Genomic DNA, 15887 nt, shown 5'->3' on the forward strand with positions numbered 1-15887 from the left:
AGTCCGGCGGCCTGCGCGAGCGGCGCCTGGAGGGGAGGGGAGGGCGCCGATCTCGCTTCGCTGCGGTACGGAGGGGGGGGTGTCCCGCAGCTTCGAAATGGGAGATGGGAAGGCCGTTTCGCCGTTCAAGGGCGGGCGGGCGCGATTTTTCGCGACATTTTGGCCGCGACGCGCGGCGGCGCGAAACACGCCGAGGCGCGGACAACGGATTTCGATGCTAAGCGTTGATGGCGTTCAAAAGTGAAGCTGTAGCACCGGGTCGATATGCGTCGATTTATCATGGGGTCCATCGTCGCGGCCGTGGTCGGCCTGCTGCTCGCGGGCGCGGGCTACTGGGCCTATTGGAACTTCTATTCCCGGTTCCAGCCGGTCACGATCAGCCGCAATGCCGGCGAGGTGCAAAGGCTGCTGGACGAGGCGTCCTGGGTGTCGGACGGCAGCGGCGGCCAGCCGCTCTACATCGTCACCTATCGCGACAGCGCGTCGGGCCATCGCTATCTGCGCGACGAGGCGCCCAAGCTGAAGGCGGCGGGGGTAGAGACGCGCTTCATCCTGTTCGCCCGGCCGGACGCGGAGGGGACGCCGCGATCCACCGCCGCCGAACGGGCCACGGTCGCCGAACTGTGGCTGAGCCGGGACTGGCCGCTCTATGAACGCTGGATGGCCACTCCTCCCAGCAGCTGGACCGCCGCCGGCCTGCCCCAGGCGGACGGCAATCTGGCGCGGTCGGCCGTGGTCGAGGCCGGACGACAGTTCGACGAACAACTGGGCCGGATGCTGCGCGAGTCCGGGGTCAAGATCAGCTATCCGCTGATCCTGTGGCGCGACCGGGACGGGTTCCTGAAGGCCTGCGGCTGCGCCGACAGCCGGGCCTGGGCCTTCATCCGCGACGATGTCGGGGCGCCGGATCGATTGGGCGCGCCGCCGAGCGCGACCTCGGCGCCTGACGAAGACCAGGCGGCGCCCGACGGCGGGACGCCGGCCATGCCCTATCCCGACCTGCCCGCCATTCCGCCGGTCAATGCGCCGAGCGGACCGGGCGTCACGCCGCCGACCCAGGCGCAGAATCCGGCGCCGACACGGCCTTCGGCGCCCTCCACGCGGCCTTCGCCTCGTGCAGCGCCGGCGCCGACCCAGCAGGAAGACGCCACCTTCTACTGATCAGAGGGCGGCGGAGGCGGCGATCAGCCGATCCACGTCGTCGGCGTCCTGATACAGGCCGAAGCCGAACCGGATGACGTCGTCGCGGACGTCGGTGACGACGCCTGCCTGTCTCAAGGCGGCGCACCAAACGGGCGCGTCGGAATGCCGCAAGGCGAGGAAACGGGCGCGCGGCGCCAGGCCCTCGACCGGATTGAGGATTTCGGCTTCTGACAGCGGCCCCGCGCGTCCCTCGATCACCGCCGACTGGAACCGGGCGGCCAGATCGCGAGCGTGGGCGGCGACGGCGGCGGTGTCCAGGCCCTCGGCGCTCAGCATCCGCCTGGCCGCATTGAAGCGATACAGCGCCGAACAGTCGAAGGTCGCGCCCCAGAACCGGCCGCCGTCGCTGCGATACTGCACCCCGCCGGGCGGCCCGGTCAGATCGCCGAACTCCGAAAACCAGCCGGTGACCACCGGCCGGGGGCAGAAGCCGGGCGGGGCGTGCAGGAAACAGGCGCCCTCGCCCGCCATGGCGTATTTATAGCCGCCCGCGACGTAGAAGACCCGGTCCGCCACCGCCGACAGGTCGGTCGGGGTGGCCATGAAGCCGTGATAGCCGTCGACCAGAACCCACGGACCTTCGGGTCGAGCCAGGGCGGCGAGATCCTCGATCCGGTCGAACAGGCCTCCGGTGCGGAAGAAGACCTGGCTGACCACGATCCAGTCGTAGGCGCCGGCCTTCGCCTCGGCGACGAAACGCTCGGCGAAGGTGTCGAAGGGCGCCAGCGGCACGCGCGTCACCACCGCCACTCCGACCTCTTCCCACCGATCCGCCTGACGCCGGAAGGAATGGAACTCGCCGTCGGTGGACAGGATGCGCACCGGCGACCGCTCCACGCCCGAAAACAGGCGCAGCAGGAAGTCGTGGGTGTTGGAGGAGAAGACGACGCTGTCGGGCGAGGGCAGGGTCAACTCGGCGGCGACCTGCGCCTGGGCCTCAGGGATCACCTGGCCGAACACCAGGTCCCACTTGTGATCGGCGTGCAGATTGGCGTCGAGCCACGACTGTTGCTGGGCCTCGAAACTGGCGTCGGGCCACAGATGATGGCTGTGCGCCGCGAAATGCAGCCGATCCGGCGCCGCCGACAGGGCGCGGGAGAAGAGAGGTTTATGGCTCATCGCTTGACCAGATCGAACAGGAGGGCGTCGTCCGCTCGCGAACCATGGATGACGGCCAGGAAGCGGAGTTCGCCGGGAAGGACGGCGTAATAGAGATTGTAGGCGCCGTGGACGGATCGCCGGATGCGCGGATCGAAGTTCGCCCGGGGTCGGCTCTCGGGATCTTGCTTCAAGGCATGGGCGGCCGCGCGAAGTTCGCGGACGAAGCTCAAAGCGCGGCGCGGATTGTCCTTGGCGATATGGTCGGCGATCTGTTCCAGATCCCTCTCGCTGCCCGGCGAGAAGACGACCTTCATGCCTTGGGCTGGTCCGCAGAAGCCAGGGCGCGGTATTTGGCCTCCAGCCGGTCGAACACCGCGTCGGCGTCTTCGCCCGGACCGTCCTGTTCGGACTGAAGGCGCCGTGTAAGTTCGTCGGCGCTCATCGGCGCGGTAGCGCGGGCGACCAGCCAATGCGTCAGGGCGTCCCGCACGGCGTCGCCTGTCGAAGCGAACTCACCGGCGTCGACGGCGGCCTTCAACTCGCCCATCATATGGGCCGGCAGATCCGTCGATATCCGTTCGTGTCTGCCCATCGCGGTCTCCTTTCGATCAGGATCGTCCAGAGACCGCGGCGAGGCAAGCGGCGCCGATCAGACCAGCGCGCCGTGGCAATGTTTGAACTTGCGGCCGGACCCGCACGGGCAGGGGGAGTTGCGGCCGGTCATTTCCCAGCCGGGCGGCAGCATCTCGACCGGCAGCCTGGCGCGGTCGTCGCCCATCAGGGTCTCTTCCGGGTTCTGGGCCGAGGGATTGGCCATCTCGTTTTCGCCGGTGCCGGGGTTCAGGTGGATTTCCTGGAACTCGGGCAGTTCGGGCGGCGCCTGGAAGCGGAACTCCACCGTCATCAGCCAGCGGGTGACGTTGTGACGCAGATCGTAGAGCAGGCTCTCGAACAGGGAGAAGGCCTCGGTCTTGTACTCCTGCAGCGGGTCGCGCTGGCCATAGCCGCGCAGGCCGATGACGCCGCGCAGATGGTCCAGATGGACCAGATGTTCGCGCCACTGCATGTCGATCATCTGCAGCATGAACTGCTTTTCCAGACCGCGCGTCTGTTCGGCGCCGATCATGTCCAGACGTTCGGCGGCGCGGGCGTCGGCGGCTTCCAGCAGCCGTTCCTCGATCTCCTCGTTGGAGACGCCTTCCTCGGCCGCCCAGTCGTGCAGCGGAAGCTCCAGACCCAGGGTGGAGCGGACGCGCTCGTCCAGGCCGTCGATATCCCACTGTTCGGCATAGGCCTTGGGCGGCATGTAGCGTTCGACCAGGTCGGAGACCACGTCGCGGCGGAAGTCGCCGACCAGTTCGGACAGGTCCTCGGAGTCCATGAACTCCTGGCGCTGCTCGAACACGGCCTTACGCTGGTCGTTCACGACGTCGTCGTATTTCAGCAGGTTCTTGCGGATGTCGTAGTTGCGGGTCTCGACGCGCTTCTGGGCGGTCTCGATGGCGCGGTTCAGCCAGGGGTGGGTGATGGCCTCGCCCTCGGCCACGCCGAAGGTCTTCATGATCGAGTCCAGACGGTCGCCGGCGAAGATGCGCAGCAGATCGTCCTCGCAGGACAGATAGAATTTCGACACGCCGGGGTCGCCCTGACGGCCGGTGCGGCCGCGCAGCTGGTTGTCGATACGGCGGCTCTCGTGGCGTTCGGTGCCCAGGACGAACAGGCCGCCGGCGTCCAGCGCGATCTTCTTCTGAACGGCGATGTCGGCCTTGAACTGGGTTTCCTGAGCGACCTCCATCTCGTGGGTCACTTCGACAGCCATGTTGCGCTGTTCCAGCATCCACTTCTGCATCTTCATCTCGAGGTTGCCCCCGAGCTGGATGTCGGTGCCGCGGCCGGCCATGTTGGTGGCGATGGTCACCGCGCCCGGCAGACCGGCGTCGGCGACGATATAGGCTTCCTGCTCGTGCTGGCGCGCGTTCAGGACACTGTGCGGAATGCCGCGCAGCCGGGTTTCGTAGGTGATGTCATAGGCGGCGTCGCCGATCTTCTCGGCTTCCTTGGTCTTGCCGGCGAACTCCTTCTTCAGGGCGCGCGAGACCTCCACCTTGTGCTCGTAGCGGTTCAGCAGTTCCGACAGCTGTTCCGAACGCTCGATGGACACTGTGCCGACCAGGATCGGCTGGCCGGCCAGGTGGCATTCGGCGATCTGTCTGGCGATCGCCTGGTTCTTCTCGTCGTGGGTGCGATAGACTTCGTCGTCGAAGTCCTTGCGCTGGATCGGGCGGTTGGTGGGCACCTCCAGCACGTCCATCTTGTAGATGTCGCCGAACTCCTGAGCCTCGGTCGCGGCCGTGCCGGTCATTCCCGACAGCTTTTCGTACAGGCGGAAGTAGTTCTGGATCGTCACCGAGGCCAGGGTCTGGTTCTCGGGCTGGATCTTGACGTCCTCCTTGGCCTCGATGGCCTGGTGCAGACCTTCGGACAGGCGGCGGCCGGTCATCATCCGGCCGGTGAATTCGTCGATCAGAACGATCTCGCCGCCCTTGATGATATAGTCCTTGTCGCGTTGATACAGGGTGTTGGCGCGCAGGGCCTGGTTGGCGTGGTGAACCAGGCTGATGTTGGCGGCGTCGTACAAGCCGGTGGTGTCGGCGGCGAAGTGACCGCCGGCCTCCAGCGCCTCTTCCATCCGCTCCGAACCCAGTTCAGTCAGCAGAACCTGCTTCTGCTTCTCGTCGAGCTCGAAGGTGTCCTTGTCCTTGATCAGCTCTTTGATCAGGCCGTCCAGCACCTTGTAGAGATCCGAGCGGTCCTCGGTCGGGCCCGAGATGATCAGGGGTGTCCGCGCCTCGTCGATCAGGATGGAGTCGACCTCGTCGACGATGGCGAAGTTGTGCGGCCGCTGCACCATCTCGCGCCGGTCATAGACCAGGTTGTCGCGCAGATAGTCGAAACCGAACTCGTTGTTGGTGCCGTAGGTGACGTCGGCGTTGTAGGCCTGCTGGCGCTGGCCCTGCGACAGGCCATTGACGATGACCCCGACCTCAAGACCCAGGAAGCGATAGACCTTGCCCATCGTCTCGGCGTCGCGGCGGGCCAGATAGTCGTTGACGGTGATGACGTGCACGCCCTTGCCGGCCAGGGCGTTCAGATAGACCGGCGCCACGGCGACCAGGGTCTTGCCCTCGCCGGTCCGCATCTCGGCGATGCCGCCTTCGTTCAGGATCATGCCGCCGGCCAGCTGCACGTCGTACTGACGCTGGCCCAGCACCCGCTTGGACGCCTCGCGCACCACGGCGAAGGCTTCAGGCAGGATCTTCTCCAGGGAATCGCCGTTCGCCAGACGATCCTTGAAGGCGTCGGTCATCATGCGCAGTTCGTCGTCGGACAAGGCCGCGAACTTGGGCTCCAGCGCATTGATGCGCTGGGCGTGGTCCTGGAAGGACTTGACCTTGCGGTCGTTGGAAGAGCCGAAAAATTTCTTGGCGAAGCCGAGCATGATGGGTCCGGTAGCGGTCGAGCGTCTGCGAGCTGAGCGGCTCTGAAATCCCGTAAGGGCGGCGATAGGGACGCCGCGAGAGAGGCCCGAACCGATGACGGCCGCGGCGCGCCGGAACCGGGCGCGCGCGAAGGGCCGCGCAGACGATCAAAACCCCTCGACTTGGGCGCAGGGCGGACTTAAGCACCGGCCTAACCCCTGTCAACGCGAGGGGCTTTCGGCCGCCTTCGACGGAGCGCCCCCTTGAACCCATTCCGGCGACCCTCACACCCGCGAAAAACCCCGGTCCTGGCGGTGCTTCTGGCCGCCGGCCTGGCGACGGCGGCCTGTTCGCGCGGCGGGGGCGACCGTCCGCCCGAACCGGGCGACCGGGCGGTGGCGACGGTGCAGGACCGGACCATCTGGGCGTCTGACGTCAAGCGCGAGGCGGTGGCGCAGGGATTGATCGGCGAGGGCGAGCCGCTGGACATCACCTCGGACCTGTTCCGCCGGGTGCTGGACGAGGTGATCGACCAGAAGCTGCTGGCCGGCGAGGCGCAACGGCGACGGCTGGATTCCTCGGCCCTGGCCCAGCGCCGGCTGGAGGCGACGCGCGAACGCATCCTGGGCGACATGCTGGTGGAGAGCGTGGTCGACAAGGCCGTGTCCGACCAGGCGGTGCAGACGCTCTACAACGAACAGCTGCGGCTGGCGAAGAACGCCGAGGAGATCCGGGTGCGGCTGATCCTGTCGCGCACCAAGGCCGACGCCGACGCGGTGATCGGCATACTGGGCCAGGGCGCCGGGTTCGAGGCGGTGGCCATGGAGCGGTCCATCGACGAGGCGACGCGGTTCTCGGGCGGCGACCTGGGCTATTCGACGCCGGACGTGATGCCCCAGGCCTATGCCGACGCCCTGCGCGACAAGCCGGCGGGCGCCCTGGTCGGGCCGTTCCAGACCGAAGGCGGATGGGCGGTGCTGCGGGTGGAGGATCGACGCAAGGAGACGCCGCCCACCCTGGAGCAGGCCCGGCCGCAGATCGTGCGCTATCTGACCTATGAGGGGGTGCGCCAGTTGCTGGAGCAGCTTCGCGGCAAGGCCAAGGTCGATGTCCGCCTGCCCGGTCAGCCGACGCCGCCCGCCAATCCCGCCTCCGCCGCGCCCGCCCAACCTTCCGAACCGGCTGCCCGACCATGACCAAGCCCCCCTCCACGACCGGCCAGAAGATCGAGCACGCACTGGAGAAGGCGCTGGACCCCTTCGCCACGGCGTTGAAGCGCGCGACGCGCACGCCAGGATCGGAGCCTGTGCCGCCGCCGGCCGCCGCCGGCAAGCCGGGCCTGGCCATCTCGCCGCTGGCCGTGCCCTTTCCGACCATTCCGCCCATCGGCGGGGTTGAGATCGCCACCGCCCGCGCCGGCTTCTACAAGCACGAACGCGACGATCTGGTGGTGTTCCACTTCGCGCGCGGGACCAGCTGCGCCGGCGTCTTCACCCGCCACAAGATCGGCTCGGCGCCCGTTGACTGGTGCAAGAAGCATCTAGGCGGATCCGAGGGCGGCAAGGACGTGCGCGCCCTGGTCGTCAACGCCGGCTGCGCCAACGCCTTCACCGGCAAGGCGGGCGCAGACGCCGCGCGCCGCACGGCCTCAGAGGTCGCCAAACGGTTCGGTTGTCGCCAGCGCGACGTCATGCTGGCCTCGACCGGGGTGATCGGCGTGGTGCTGGACGAAAAGAAGATCGTCGCCAAACTGCCCGAGATCGAACAGGGTCTGGACGCCGACGCCTGGGCCAGGGCCGGACGCGGCATCATGACCACCGACACCTTCCCCAAGGGCGCCTACGCCGAGGCCGAGATCGAGGGCTACAAGGTCCGCATCGCCGGGATCGCCAAGGGGTCGGGCATGATCGCGCCGGACATGGCGACGATGCTGGCCTTCATCGTCACCGACGCGGATATCCACCCCAATGTGTTGCAGGCGCTGCTGGGCCTGCATGTCCGCACCACCTTCAACTCGGTGACCGTGGACGGCGACACCTCGACCAACGACACGGCCCTGCTGTTCGCCACCGGCACGTCGGGCGCGCCGCGCATCGGCCGGGTCGGCGACCGGCGGCTTAAGAGCTTCTCGGCCGCCCTGGACAAGGTGATGCTGGATTTGGCGCACCAGCTGGTGCGCGACGGCGAGGGCGCGACCAAGTTCGTCAAGGTCACGGTGGACGGCGCCGCCAGCCCCGCCTCGGCCCGGAAACTGGCCAAGTCGATCGCCGACAGCCCCCTGGTCAAGACCGCCATAGCCGGTCAGGACGCCAACTGGGGCCGGGTCGTCATGGCGGTCGGCAAGACCGAGGAGCCGGTCGACCGCGACCGCCTGGCCATCAGGTTCGGCCCGCACCAGGCCGCCATCGACGGCGCCCCGGCCCCGACCTACGACGAGGCCAGGATGACCGCCTATATGAAGAACCCCGAGATCGACATCACCGTCGACGTCGGGTCCGGCCGCGCCTCGGCCACCGTCTGGACCTGCGACCTGACCAAAGGCTACATCGAGATCAACGGCGATTATCGCAGCTGATGGTCAAGAGGCCGGAAAAGCTTCGGCGTCAGATGGTCGGCCGCGGCTGGACCGACGATCAGATCGCCGAGGCCGTGTCGAAGGGCGCGCGCATCGCCACGGTGAACCGCGAGACAGATCGGCCCGCGACGCGCTATATTCATCCCGTGACGGGTCGCTCGGTGGTCATCGAGGACGAGTCTGGAGAGATCATCCATGTCGGCGGCGACGGCTTCATCTACTGACTGGGCGGAAGTCCATGTGCGCATCGTGGACGAGGTGGTCGATGTCTGGCGGCCGGTGAAGGCCAAGGCCGTCAGCGACCACGTCTTCCACCTCAGCGAAGAGCCGGCTCCGCAGGACGAGCAATGGGCGTTCGGGCCGGGGGACGAAGTGGTGGTGGAGCGACGCGCGAATGGCGATGCGGAGGTGCTGGTCGCCGTCGCGCGCGCCTTGGACATGGACGAACGGTCCAATCAGTGGCTGCGGAAAGCCGGGTGAGCGCCGAACCTCTTCCCACCGTCCTGGTCGTCGCCGTCGCCCTGATCGACGTCGATGGGCGGGTGCTGATCGCCAAACGGCCCGAAGGCAAGAAACTGGCCGGACTGTGGGAGTTTCCGGGCGGCAAGGTCGAGCCGGGCGAACGGCCCGAACAGGCGCTGATCCGCGAGCTGAAGGAAGAACTGGGCATCGACGTCAGCGAAAACTGTCTGTCGCCGTTCGTTTTCGCCAGCCACGCTTACGATTCGTTTCATCTGTTGATGCCATTGTATCTGTGCCGACGGTGGGACGGCGTGGTCACGGCGCGTGAACATGACGGCCTGGCCTGGGTGAAGCCGAACAGACTTTCGGACTATCCCATGCCGCCGGCGGACGAGCCCCTGGTCGCCTGGCTGCGCGACCTGCTGTAACCGCCGCCGACGAGGGAGGCCGGCCATGCGACGTCTTATCGGCCGGTTCCTGCGCGACGGCTGCGGCGCCACCGCCATCGAATACGGCCTGATATGCGGTCTGATCTTCCTGGCCTTGATGGGTTCGATCGGGCTGATAGCGAACATCGACAACGGCTTCCTGGCCGTGACCTTCGCCAAGCTGAGCGCTGCATTCGGCGGTTAAGTTCAATCGCCACTCAGCCTGATAACGTCATTCCAAGGCGTCCGAAGGACAAACCCGGAAGCCAGGAGGCGCAGATCAGGCTTCAAGTGCGTCTAGCGGCGCGCATGCGTCTCGGGTTCTTCGCTCCGCTCAGACCCGGAATGACGATTTGGGAAACCTGTCCAAACAAATGGATGTCGAGCCTAGGTCGGTTCCTCGCCCGTCATTTCCCGAACGCCCAAGGCATCGGCCAGCCGCGTCTTGGCCGAGCCGCGCGGCAGGGGCTTCTGCTGGCTTTCGTGCGGCTTCCAGCCGGCCAGGTGGATGATCTCGAACGTCGCGGGAATGCGACCGTCCTCCAGGCCGTGGCGTTCGGCATAGAGGGCCGCCGCCCGGGCGACGATGCGACGGTTCAGCGGGCGCACCATCCCCTGCAGCACATTGGTCTCGCCCATGGCCCGCAGATCGCGGATCAGGGCGAACAGGTCCGGGTATCGCACCGTGAACCGATCCACGTCCGAGACGGGCAGGGCGAAACCGGCCCGCTGCAGCAGGGCCGCGCCGTCATAACCGTCGGCGAAGGGCGAGACCCGCGCCTGGGCGCCGCCGCGCTCGGCCAGTTCGGCCTCGGTCAGGACGCCGCGCAGCTCCTTCAGCGTGCCCGCCCCGAAAAGCGTGCCGATGAACAGGCCGTCGGGCTTTAAGGCGCGCCTGATCTGGGCCAGGGCGCCGGGCAGGTCGTTGGCCCAGTGCAGGGTCAGGAGGGAGACGATCAGATCGGTCGAGCCTGGGTCCAAAGGCAGGGCCTGGGCGCCGGGCGCCGCCCGCTGCGCGAGGTCCAGAGGCGCAACGACGGGGCCGACCCTTTCGGCCGCGTCGCCGGCGCGCACCGCCCGGTCGAACACGCCGGGGCGGGCGGATAGATCGACCGCGACGGGAAAATCGCGCAGTATCGCCTCAAGGCTCTCGGCGGCGTTCTCGGCTGCGCGGACATGCAGGAAGTCGGCCTGATCGAAGCGGCCGGCCGAGCGCGTCAGGCGGGCCTGACGGCGGTCGGCGTCGAAGATGCGCGGCGGGCCTTCGGAAGGGGCGTGGGGAATGGTCATGACGTTGCAGGATGGGGGCTGGCGGCGCGCCTGGGAAGGGGCGGGACGACGGTTGCGGACGAACGGGGCCGGTTGGGGACGGGCGCTGGCCGACCTGATCCTGCCGCCCATGGCCCACGACAGCCGCGAGGCGACGGCCGCCGCCGGCCTGACGCCCGACGCCTGGAGCAGGATCAGGTTTCTGGAGGCGCCGGTGTGCGACGGCTGCGGGGCGGCGTTTGACTATGACGGCGGCGCCTTCGCCGAGGCCCGTTGCGCGGCCTGCATCGCCCAGCCCTATGCCTTCGAGCGGGCGCGGGCGGCGTGTCTGTACGACGAGGCGTCGCGCGGCCTGATCCTGCGCTACAAACACGGCGACCAGCAGCAGTTCGCGCCGCTGTTCGCCCGCTGGATCGGCCGGGCCTCGGCCGAACTGGTCGAGGCGGCGGACGCCGTCGTCCCGGTGCCGCTGCACCGGCTCCGGCTGCTGTCGCGCCGGTTCAATCAGGCGGCGGAGATCGCCCGACCCCTGGCCCGCAGCGCGGGGCGCGACTATTTGCCCGACGCCCTGATCCGAACGGTCCACACCACCAGTCAGGGCGGCAAGAGCCGACGCGGGCGGCGATTGAACGTGAAGACGGCGTTCGTCGTGACCGAGGCGGGACGGCGGCGCGTGCGGGGGCGGCGCATCCTTCTGATCGACGATGTGTTGACCACGGGCGCCACCGCCGAGGCCTGCGCGCGCGCCCTGCTGGACGCCGGGGCGCGGGCCGTGGACCTGGCGGTCGTCGCCCGGGTGCGAAACGCCCGCGAAATCGTTATGTAGGCCCTATCGCTCGGCGCGCCTAGGCGCGCCGCCGCAAGGCCCCTCAGTTCTGGAGATGTACTTTTGGCCGACGTCGTCATCTACACCAAACCCGGTTGCCCCTACTGCTTCAGCGCCATGTCGCTGCTGAAGAAGAAGGGCGCGGACTACACAGAGATCGTCGCCTCCAACGATCCCGCCAAGAAGGCCGAGATGGTCGAGAAGTCCGGCGGCCGCATGACCTTCCCGCAAATCTTCATCGACGGCCGGCACGTCGGCGGGTCCGACGACATCCACGCGCTGGACCGCGACGGCAAGCTGGACGCCCTGCTGGCCGCCTGACGTCATGAGCGGCGGCATCGACATCGCCCTGATCCAGACCCGCACCCCGGCGACGGCGGCGGCGGGCCTGGCCCATGTCGAGCCGCTGATCCGCGAGGCGGCGTCGGGCGGGGCGCGCTTGGTCCTGACGCCCGAGGGGACCAATCTGCTGGAGCAGCGGCGTGACCGCCGCGACGCCGCCATAGCCGACGAGGATCAGGATGTAGCGGTTCTGGGCCTGCGTCGTCTGGCGGCGGAACTGGGCGTCTGGCTGCTGATCGGATCGGCCATCGTGCGATCCGGCCATGCCGGGGACGCGCGAGCGGCCAATCGCTCCCTGCTGGTCGATCCCTCGGGCGCGATCACGGCGCGCTATGACAAGCTGCACGTCTTCGACGTCGATCTGCCGAACGGCGAACGGTATCGCGAAAGCGCGGCGGTGCGGCCGGGCGATGCGGCGGCGGTCGCGGATACGCCGTGGGGTCGGCTGGGGCTGACCATCTGCTACGACATCCGCTTTCCCCACCTGCATCGCCATCTGGCCAGGGCAGGCGCGTCGATGATCGCGGTCCCGGCCGCCTTCACCGCCCCGACCGGCGAGGCGCATTGGGAGACGCTGCTGCGCGCCCGCGCCATCGAGACCGGCGCCTTCGTGCTGGCCCCCGCGCAGGGCGGGCTGCACGAGGACGGCCGGCGCACCTGGGGCCGTTCCACCGTCGTTGGGCCGTGGGGCGAGGTGATGGCCAGGGCCGATCACGACGACCCTTGCATCGTGCGGGCGAAACTGGACATGGAGGCCGTGGCGCGCGCCCGTCGCGCCATACCCGCCCTGACCCACGACCGCGAATTCCTGCCGCCCGCCTGATCCGTCCATGATCCGATACGCCCTGAAATGCGACCACGACCACGGGTTCGAGGCCTGGTTCGGCTCGTCGTCCGACTATGACGACCAGGCGGCGCGCGGCCTGGTCGAATGCCCGTTCTGCGGCTCGCGCGGGGTCGAGAAGGCCGTCATGGCGCCGTCGGTCAGCGGGACGAGGCGCGCCGACGCCGCGCCGGACCCGGCCGCGCCCGAGGCCATGCGCAAGATGCAGACCATGATGATGGAGGCGGCGCGCGAGGTTCGGGCCCATGTCGAGGCCAACTTCGACTATGTCGGCGACGCCTTCGCCCGCGAGGCGCGCGACATCCACGAAGGCCGTTCCGAAAAGCGGGAAATCTACGGCGAGGCCACGCCCGCCGACGTCAGGAAGCTGAAGGACGACGGCGTCCCCGTCTCGGCCCTGCCCGACGCCCCGCCCGATCCCTCGAAGGTGAACTGATGACTTTGCAATGGCGGCCCATGCGGCCCGACGACATCCCGGCGGTGGTCGATGTGGCGCGCCTGTCGTTTCCCGATCATTTCGAGGACCGGGCCTGTTTCGAGAACCGTCTGGCGCTTTATCCGCGCGGGTGTTTCGTGCTGGCGGACGCAGACGGGCCGGCGCGCGGCTATCTGATCGCCTATCCGTGGAAGGCCGAGAGCGCGCCGCCGCTGAATACGGTGATCGAGGGCCTGCCGACCGACCCGACCCTGATCTATCTGCATGATCTGGCCCTGCACCCCGAAGCGCGGGGCGGGGGCGTCACCGGCGCCATCGTCGAACGGCTGGCCGACCAGGCGAAAGAGGACGGCTGGCCCATGATCGCCCTGGTGGCGGTCAACGACGCCGTGGGCTTCTGGTCCCGGCGCGGGTTCGTCGAACAGCCCGCCGACGCCATGGCGGCCAAGCTGGCCAGCTATGGTTCGGACGCCCGCTATATGCTGAGGCCGCTTTAGGGCCGGTTCAGCGCCGTCTGTCCCCCGGCGCGCACGAAGTCCAGACGCTGAGGTCGGGGTATGGCGTTGGAGGCCCGGCGGCGCATTTCCCGTTCGCAGACGCGCGGGTCGCCCACGGAATCCGGGGTCAGGAAGGCGCGGTGCGCGGCGCACCAGTCGCGACTGGCGGCCCGGATGCGGCCCGCCAGGATCATCGGATCGCCCGCCCGAGCCATGTTCAGCCCCTGCGCCTCGACCCGCATGTCCGGCGCGGGTCCGCCCAGCAAGGCGCCGGCCAGCATCAGTCCCAGCATCGCGGTCATCTCGTCATCTCCTGCATCAGCACGACCCGGCTTCAGGTCCGTTGCTGTTAGGAGGCGGCGTTCGAGCGCGTCGGATGCGGCCAAGCGGATGAAATATCGGTAAGCTTGGAATCGACGCCGCGAACGCCCGCTCTGGCGTTTCGCCGCTCTTGCCTGTAAGAGGCGCGCGAAACTTTCTCCCCCCAATGCCTGCATCCCTTGCAGCGGCGCGGATCCTCCGCGACCGAACACAGTCCGGCCGAGCCCTTCATGAACCTGCGCAACGTCGCTATCATCGCCCACGTCGACCACGGCAAGACGACCCTGGTGGACCAACTTCTGGCCCAGTCCGGCGTGTTCCGAGCCAATGAGGCGACGACCGAGCGCGCCATGGACTCCAACGACCAGGAGAAGGAACGCGGCATCACCATCCTGGCCAAATGCACCTCGGTGCTCTGGAACGGCAAGGCCGGCGAAACCCGCATCAACATCATCGACACCCCCGGCCACGCCGACTTCGGCGGCGAGGTCGAGCGCATCCTGGGCATGGTGGACGGCTGCGTCATCCTGGTCGACGCCGAAGAGGGCGTCATGCCCCAGACCAAGTTCGTGCTGACCAAGGCGCTGAAGATGGGCCTGCGCCCGATCCTGTGCATCAACAAGGTCGACCGCGCCCACGCCGACCCGGACCGGGTCCACAACGAGACCTTCGACCTGTTCGCCGCCATCGGCGCGACGGACGAGCAGCTGGACTTCCCGCACATCTACGCCTCGGGCCGCAACGGCTGGGCGACGCTGGACCTGAACCAGCCCAACGACAACCTGGCCCCGCTGTTCGACCTGATCGTCGACCACGTGCCGCCGCCCGCCGTCCAGGCCAACAAGGACAAGCCGTTCCGCATGCTGGACGTGCTGATCGAAAGCGATCCGTTCCTGGGCCGTCTGCTGACCGGCCGCATCGAGAGCGGCAAGGCCGTTCCCGGCATGGCGATCCACGCCCTGGACCGCGAAGGCAAGGAGATCGAGCGCGGCCGCATCACCAAGGTCCTGGCCTTCCGCGGCCTGAAGCGTCAGGCCCTGGACGAGGGTTCGGAAGCGGGCGACATCGTCGCCATCGCCGGCATGTCCAAGGCGACCGTGGCCGACACCCTGTGCGCCATGGAGGTGACCGAGCCGCTGGACGCCCAGCCGATCGACCCGCCGACCATCTCCATGACCGTCTCGGTCAACGACAGCCCCCTGGCCGGTCGCGAAGGCGACAAGGTCCAGTCGCGCGTCATCCGCGACCGCCTGCTGAAGGAGGCCGAGGCCAACGTCGCCATCCGCGTCACCACGACCGAAGGCGGCGACGCCTATGAGGTCGCCGGTCGTGGCGAACTGCAGCTGGGCGTGCTGATCGAAAACATGCGCCGCGAAGGCTTCGAGGTCTCGATCTCGCGTCCGCGCGTGGTGTTCCAGACCGGCGAGAACGGCGAGAAGCTGGAGCCGATCGAAGACGTCATGATCGACGTGGACGACGAGTTCTCGGGCATCGTCATCGAGAAGCTGTCGGCGCGTAAGGCCGAAATGACCGACATGGGTCCGTCGGGCGCCGGCAAGACCCGCATCAGCCTGAAGGCGCCCTCGCGTTCGCTGATCGGCTATCAGGGCGAGTTCCTGACCGACACGCGCGGTTCGGGCGTGCTGAACCGCGTGTTCAGCCACTATGAGCCGCACAAGGGCGCGATCGCCGGTCGTCTGAAGGGCGTTCTGATCTCGAACTCGGACGGCGACACCGCCGCCTTCGCCCTGTGGAACCTGGAAGATCGCGGCGTCATGTTCGTCGGCGCCGGCGAAAAGACCTATCAGGGCATGATCATCGGCGAAAACGCGCGCTGGGACGACCTGGACGTCAACCCGATCAAGGGCAAGCAACTGACCAACGTCCGCGCCGCCGGCAAGGACGAGGCCGTTCGCCTGACCCCGCCGCGCCAGATGTCGCTGGAACAGGCCATCGCCTATATCGACGACGACGAACTGGTCGAGGTGACGCCGAAGTCGATCCGCCTGCGCAAGCAGGTCCTGAACCCCTCGTTCCGCAAGAAGCGCGTTCGCCCGGAATAATCGCCGACTGACGCGGCGGGGGTTTGAGGCCTATATCGGCG

General features: G+C 68.0%; 19 protein-coding genes. 13 read left to right on the forward strand and 6 right to left on the reverse strand.

Annotated elements, in window-relative coordinates; genetic code table 11:
- Window positions 1-279 precede the first annotated feature (279 nt).
- The gene (locus tag B3Z70_RS02650; protein WP_292024526.1) at window positions 280-1161 is read left to right on the forward strand and encodes a hypothetical protein; all 882 of its coding nucleotides are present in this window, start codon (window positions 280-282) and stop codon (window positions 1159-1161) included.
- On the opposite strand, the gene B3Z70_RS02655 is transcribed toward B3Z70_RS02650, so the two are convergent.
- Genes B3Z70_RS02655 through secA form a run of 4 tightly spaced genes read right to left on the reverse strand, consistent with a single transcriptional unit; the run spans window position 1162 to window position 5803 of the window.
- Window positions 1162-2322 carry an aminotransferase class V-fold PLP-dependent enzyme gene (locus tag B3Z70_RS02655; RefSeq protein WP_292024524.1) on the reverse strand — a complete coding sequence of 387 codons (1161 nt, stop codon included), beginning with the start codon at window positions 2320-2322 and terminating at the stop codon, window positions 1162-1164.
- Window positions 2319-2618, reverse strand: coding sequence for a type II toxin-antitoxin system RelE/ParE family toxin (locus B3Z70_RS02660; protein ID WP_292024522.1), 300 nt, complete (start codon window positions 2616-2618; stop codon window positions 2319-2321). The genes B3Z70_RS02655 and B3Z70_RS02660 overlap by 4 nt, the downstream gene beginning before the upstream one ends.
- A complete protein-coding gene (locus B3Z70_RS02665; protein ID WP_292024520.1) occupies window positions 2615-2896 on the reverse strand; it encodes a ribbon-helix-helix domain-containing protein in 282 nt (93 codons plus the stop codon). Before B3Z70_RS02665 ends, B3Z70_RS02660 begins: the two co-directional genes overlap by 4 nt.
- Before the next feature lie 57 nt (window positions 2897-2953).
- Window positions 2954-5803: a preprotein translocase subunit SecA gene (secA, locus tag B3Z70_RS02670; RefSeq protein ID WP_292024518.1), complete on the reverse strand. Its 2850-nt coding sequence runs from the start codon at window positions 5801-5803 to the stop codon at window positions 2954-2956.
- A 288-nt stretch (window positions 5804-6091) separates the two neighbouring features.
- Here secA and B3Z70_RS02675 point away from each other — a divergent pair, with 288 nt between their 5' ends.
- The 6 genes from B3Z70_RS02675 to B3Z70_RS02700 are packed head-to-tail and all read left to right on the forward strand — an operon-like array spanning window position 6092 to window position 9453.
- Window positions 6092-6979, forward strand: coding sequence for a peptidylprolyl isomerase (locus B3Z70_RS02675; protein WP_409514375.1), 888 nt, complete (start codon window positions 6092-6094; stop codon window positions 6977-6979).
- Window positions 6976-8358: a bifunctional glutamate N-acetyltransferase/amino-acid acetyltransferase ArgJ gene (argJ, locus tag B3Z70_RS02680; protein WP_292024515.1), complete on the forward strand. Its 1383-nt coding sequence runs from the start codon at window positions 6976-6978 to the stop codon at window positions 8356-8358. The genes B3Z70_RS02675 and argJ overlap by 4 nt, the downstream gene beginning before the upstream one ends.
- The gene (locus B3Z70_RS02685) at window positions 8358-8582 is read left to right on the forward strand and encodes a colicin E5-related ribonuclease (RefSeq protein ID WP_292024512.1); all 225 of its coding nucleotides are present in this window, start codon (window positions 8358-8360) and stop codon (window positions 8580-8582) included. Before argJ ends, B3Z70_RS02685 begins: the two co-directional genes overlap by 1 nt.
- Window positions 8554-8838, forward strand: a complete 285-nt coding sequence (locus B3Z70_RS02690; RefSeq protein ID WP_292024511.1) for a hypothetical protein — start codon at window positions 8554-8556, stop codon at window positions 8836-8838. The genes B3Z70_RS02685 and B3Z70_RS02690 overlap by 29 nt, the downstream gene beginning before the upstream one ends.
- Entirely contained in the window at window positions 8835-9248 is a 414-nt protein-coding gene (locus tag B3Z70_RS02695; protein ID WP_292024509.1) for a (deoxy)nucleoside triphosphate pyrophosphohydrolase, read from the forward strand. The genes B3Z70_RS02690 and B3Z70_RS02695 overlap by 4 nt, the downstream gene beginning before the upstream one ends.
- 25 nt (window positions 9249-9273) lie before the next feature.
- On the forward strand, window positions 9274-9453 hold the full coding sequence (locus B3Z70_RS02700) for a Flp family type IVb pilin (protein WP_292024507.1): 180 nt from the start codon (window positions 9274-9276) through the stop codon (window positions 9451-9453).
- A 182-nt stretch (window positions 9454-9635) separates the two neighbouring features.
- On the opposite strand, the gene B3Z70_RS02705 is transcribed toward B3Z70_RS02700, so the two are convergent.
- Window positions 9636-10538 (reverse strand): class I SAM-dependent methyltransferase, encoded by a 903-nt coding sequence (locus B3Z70_RS02705; protein ID WP_292024504.1) that lies wholly within the window; start codon window positions 10536-10538, stop codon window positions 9636-9638.
- Between B3Z70_RS02705 and B3Z70_RS02710 the strand changes: the two genes are divergently transcribed.
- The 5 genes from B3Z70_RS02710 to B3Z70_RS02730 all read left to right on the forward strand — a co-directional run bounded on the left by B3Z70_RS02710 (window position 10537) and on the right by B3Z70_RS02730 (window position 13462).
- Window positions 10537-11343, forward strand: coding sequence for a ComF family protein (locus B3Z70_RS02710; RefSeq protein WP_292024502.1), 807 nt, complete (start codon window positions 10537-10539; stop codon window positions 11341-11343). The genes B3Z70_RS02705 and B3Z70_RS02710 overlap by 2 nt on opposite strands.
- 63 nt (window positions 11344-11406) lie before the next feature.
- Entirely contained in the window at window positions 11407-11664 is a 258-nt protein-coding gene (gene grxC, locus B3Z70_RS02715; RefSeq protein WP_248120638.1) for a glutaredoxin 3, read from the forward strand.
- Between the two features lie 4 nt (window positions 11665-11668).
- Entirely contained in the window at window positions 11669-12508 is an 840-nt protein-coding gene (locus B3Z70_RS02720) for a carbon-nitrogen hydrolase family protein (RefSeq protein WP_292024500.1), read from the forward strand.
- 7 nt (window positions 12509-12515) lie between these two features.
- Window positions 12516-12965 (forward strand): DUF1178 family protein, encoded by a 450-nt coding sequence (locus B3Z70_RS02725; protein ID WP_292024498.1) that lies wholly within the window; start codon window positions 12516-12518, stop codon window positions 12963-12965.
- Window positions 12965-13462 (forward strand): GNAT family N-acetyltransferase, encoded by a 498-nt coding sequence (locus B3Z70_RS02730; RefSeq protein ID WP_292024496.1) that lies wholly within the window; start codon window positions 12965-12967, stop codon window positions 13460-13462. The genes B3Z70_RS02725 and B3Z70_RS02730 overlap by 1 nt, the downstream gene beginning before the upstream one ends.
- On the opposite strand, the gene B3Z70_RS02735 is transcribed toward B3Z70_RS02730, so the two are convergent.
- Complete coding sequence (locus tag B3Z70_RS02735) at window positions 13459-13764, reverse strand: UrcA family protein (protein ID WP_292024495.1); 306 nt, start codon at window positions 13762-13764, stop codon at window positions 13459-13461. The genes B3Z70_RS02730 and B3Z70_RS02735 overlap by 4 nt on opposite strands.
- A gap of 249 nt (window positions 13765-14013) precedes the next feature.
- Between B3Z70_RS02735 and typA the strand changes: the two genes are divergently transcribed.
- On the forward strand, window positions 14014-15846 hold the full coding sequence (typA, locus tag B3Z70_RS02740; RefSeq protein ID WP_292024493.1) for a translational GTPase TypA: 1833 nt from the start codon (window positions 14014-14016) through the stop codon (window positions 15844-15846).
- Window positions 15847-15887: the final 41 nt, after the last annotated feature.

This window comes from Brevundimonas sp. UBA6550, assembly GCF_002434505.1.
Classification (GTDB): domain Bacteria; phylum Pseudomonadota; class Alphaproteobacteria; order Caulobacterales; family Caulobacteraceae; genus Brevundimonas.

What these genes read in the sequence shown, in the direction of transcription:
- B3Z70_RS02685 (WP_292024512.1), top strand. Translation starts at nt 8,358, where the DNA reads ATGGTCAAGAGGCCGGAAAAGCTTCGGCGTCAGATGGTCGGCCGCGGC.
- B3Z70_RS02665 (WP_292024520.1), bottom strand. Translation starts at nt 2,896, where the DNA reads ATGGGCAGACACGAACGGATATCGACGGATCTGCCGGCCCATATGATG.
- B3Z70_RS02700 (WP_292024507.1), top strand. Translation starts at nt 9,274, where the DNA reads ATGCGACGTCTTATCGGCCGGTTCCTGCGCGACGGCTGCGGCGCCACC.
- B3Z70_RS02710 (WP_292024502.1), top strand. Translation starts at nt 10,537, where the DNA reads ATGACGTTGCAGGATGGGGGCTGGCGGCGCGCCTGGGAAGGGGCGGGA.
- B3Z70_RS02655 (WP_292024524.1), bottom strand. Translation starts at nt 2,322, where the DNA reads ATGAGCCATAAACCTCTCTTCTCCCGCGCCCTGTCGGCGGCGCCGGAT.
- typA (WP_292024493.1), top strand. Translation starts at nt 14,014, where the DNA reads ATGAACCTGCGCAACGTCGCTATCATCGCCCACGTCGACCACGGCAAG.
- B3Z70_RS02730 (WP_292024496.1), top strand. Translation starts at nt 12,965, where the DNA reads ATGACTTTGCAATGGCGGCCCATGCGGCCCGACGACATCCCGGCGGTG.
- B3Z70_RS02720 (WP_292024500.1), top strand. Translation starts at nt 11,669, where the DNA reads ATGAGCGGCGGCATCGACATCGCCCTGATCCAGACCCGCACCCCGGCG.
- B3Z70_RS02735 (WP_292024495.1), bottom strand. Translation starts at nt 13,764, where the DNA reads ATGACCGCGATGCTGGGACTGATGCTGGCCGGCGCCTTGCTGGGCGGA.
- secA (WP_292024518.1), bottom strand. Translation starts at nt 5,803, where the DNA reads ATGCTCGGCTTCGCCAAGAAATTTTTCGGCTCTTCCAACGACCGCAAG.
- argJ (WP_292024515.1), top strand. Translation starts at nt 6,976, where the DNA reads ATGACCAAGCCCCCCTCCACGACCGGCCAGAAGATCGAGCACGCACTG.
- B3Z70_RS02660 (WP_292024522.1), bottom strand. Translation starts at nt 2,618, where the DNA reads ATGAAGGTCGTCTTCTCGCCGGGCAGCGAGAGGGATCTGGAACAGATC.
- B3Z70_RS02705 (WP_292024504.1), bottom strand. Translation starts at nt 10,538, where the DNA reads ATGACCATTCCCCACGCCCCTTCCGAAGGCCCGCCGCGCATCTTCGAC.
- B3Z70_RS02650 (WP_292024526.1), top strand. Translation starts at nt 280, where the DNA reads ATGGGGTCCATCGTCGCGGCCGTGGTCGGCCTGCTGCTCGCGGGCGCG.
- B3Z70_RS02690 (WP_292024511.1), top strand. Translation starts at nt 8,554, where the DNA reads ATGTCGGCGGCGACGGCTTCATCTACTGACTGGGCGGAAGTCCATGTG.
- B3Z70_RS02725 (WP_292024498.1), top strand. Translation starts at nt 12,516, where the DNA reads ATGATCCGATACGCCCTGAAATGCGACCACGACCACGGGTTCGAGGCC.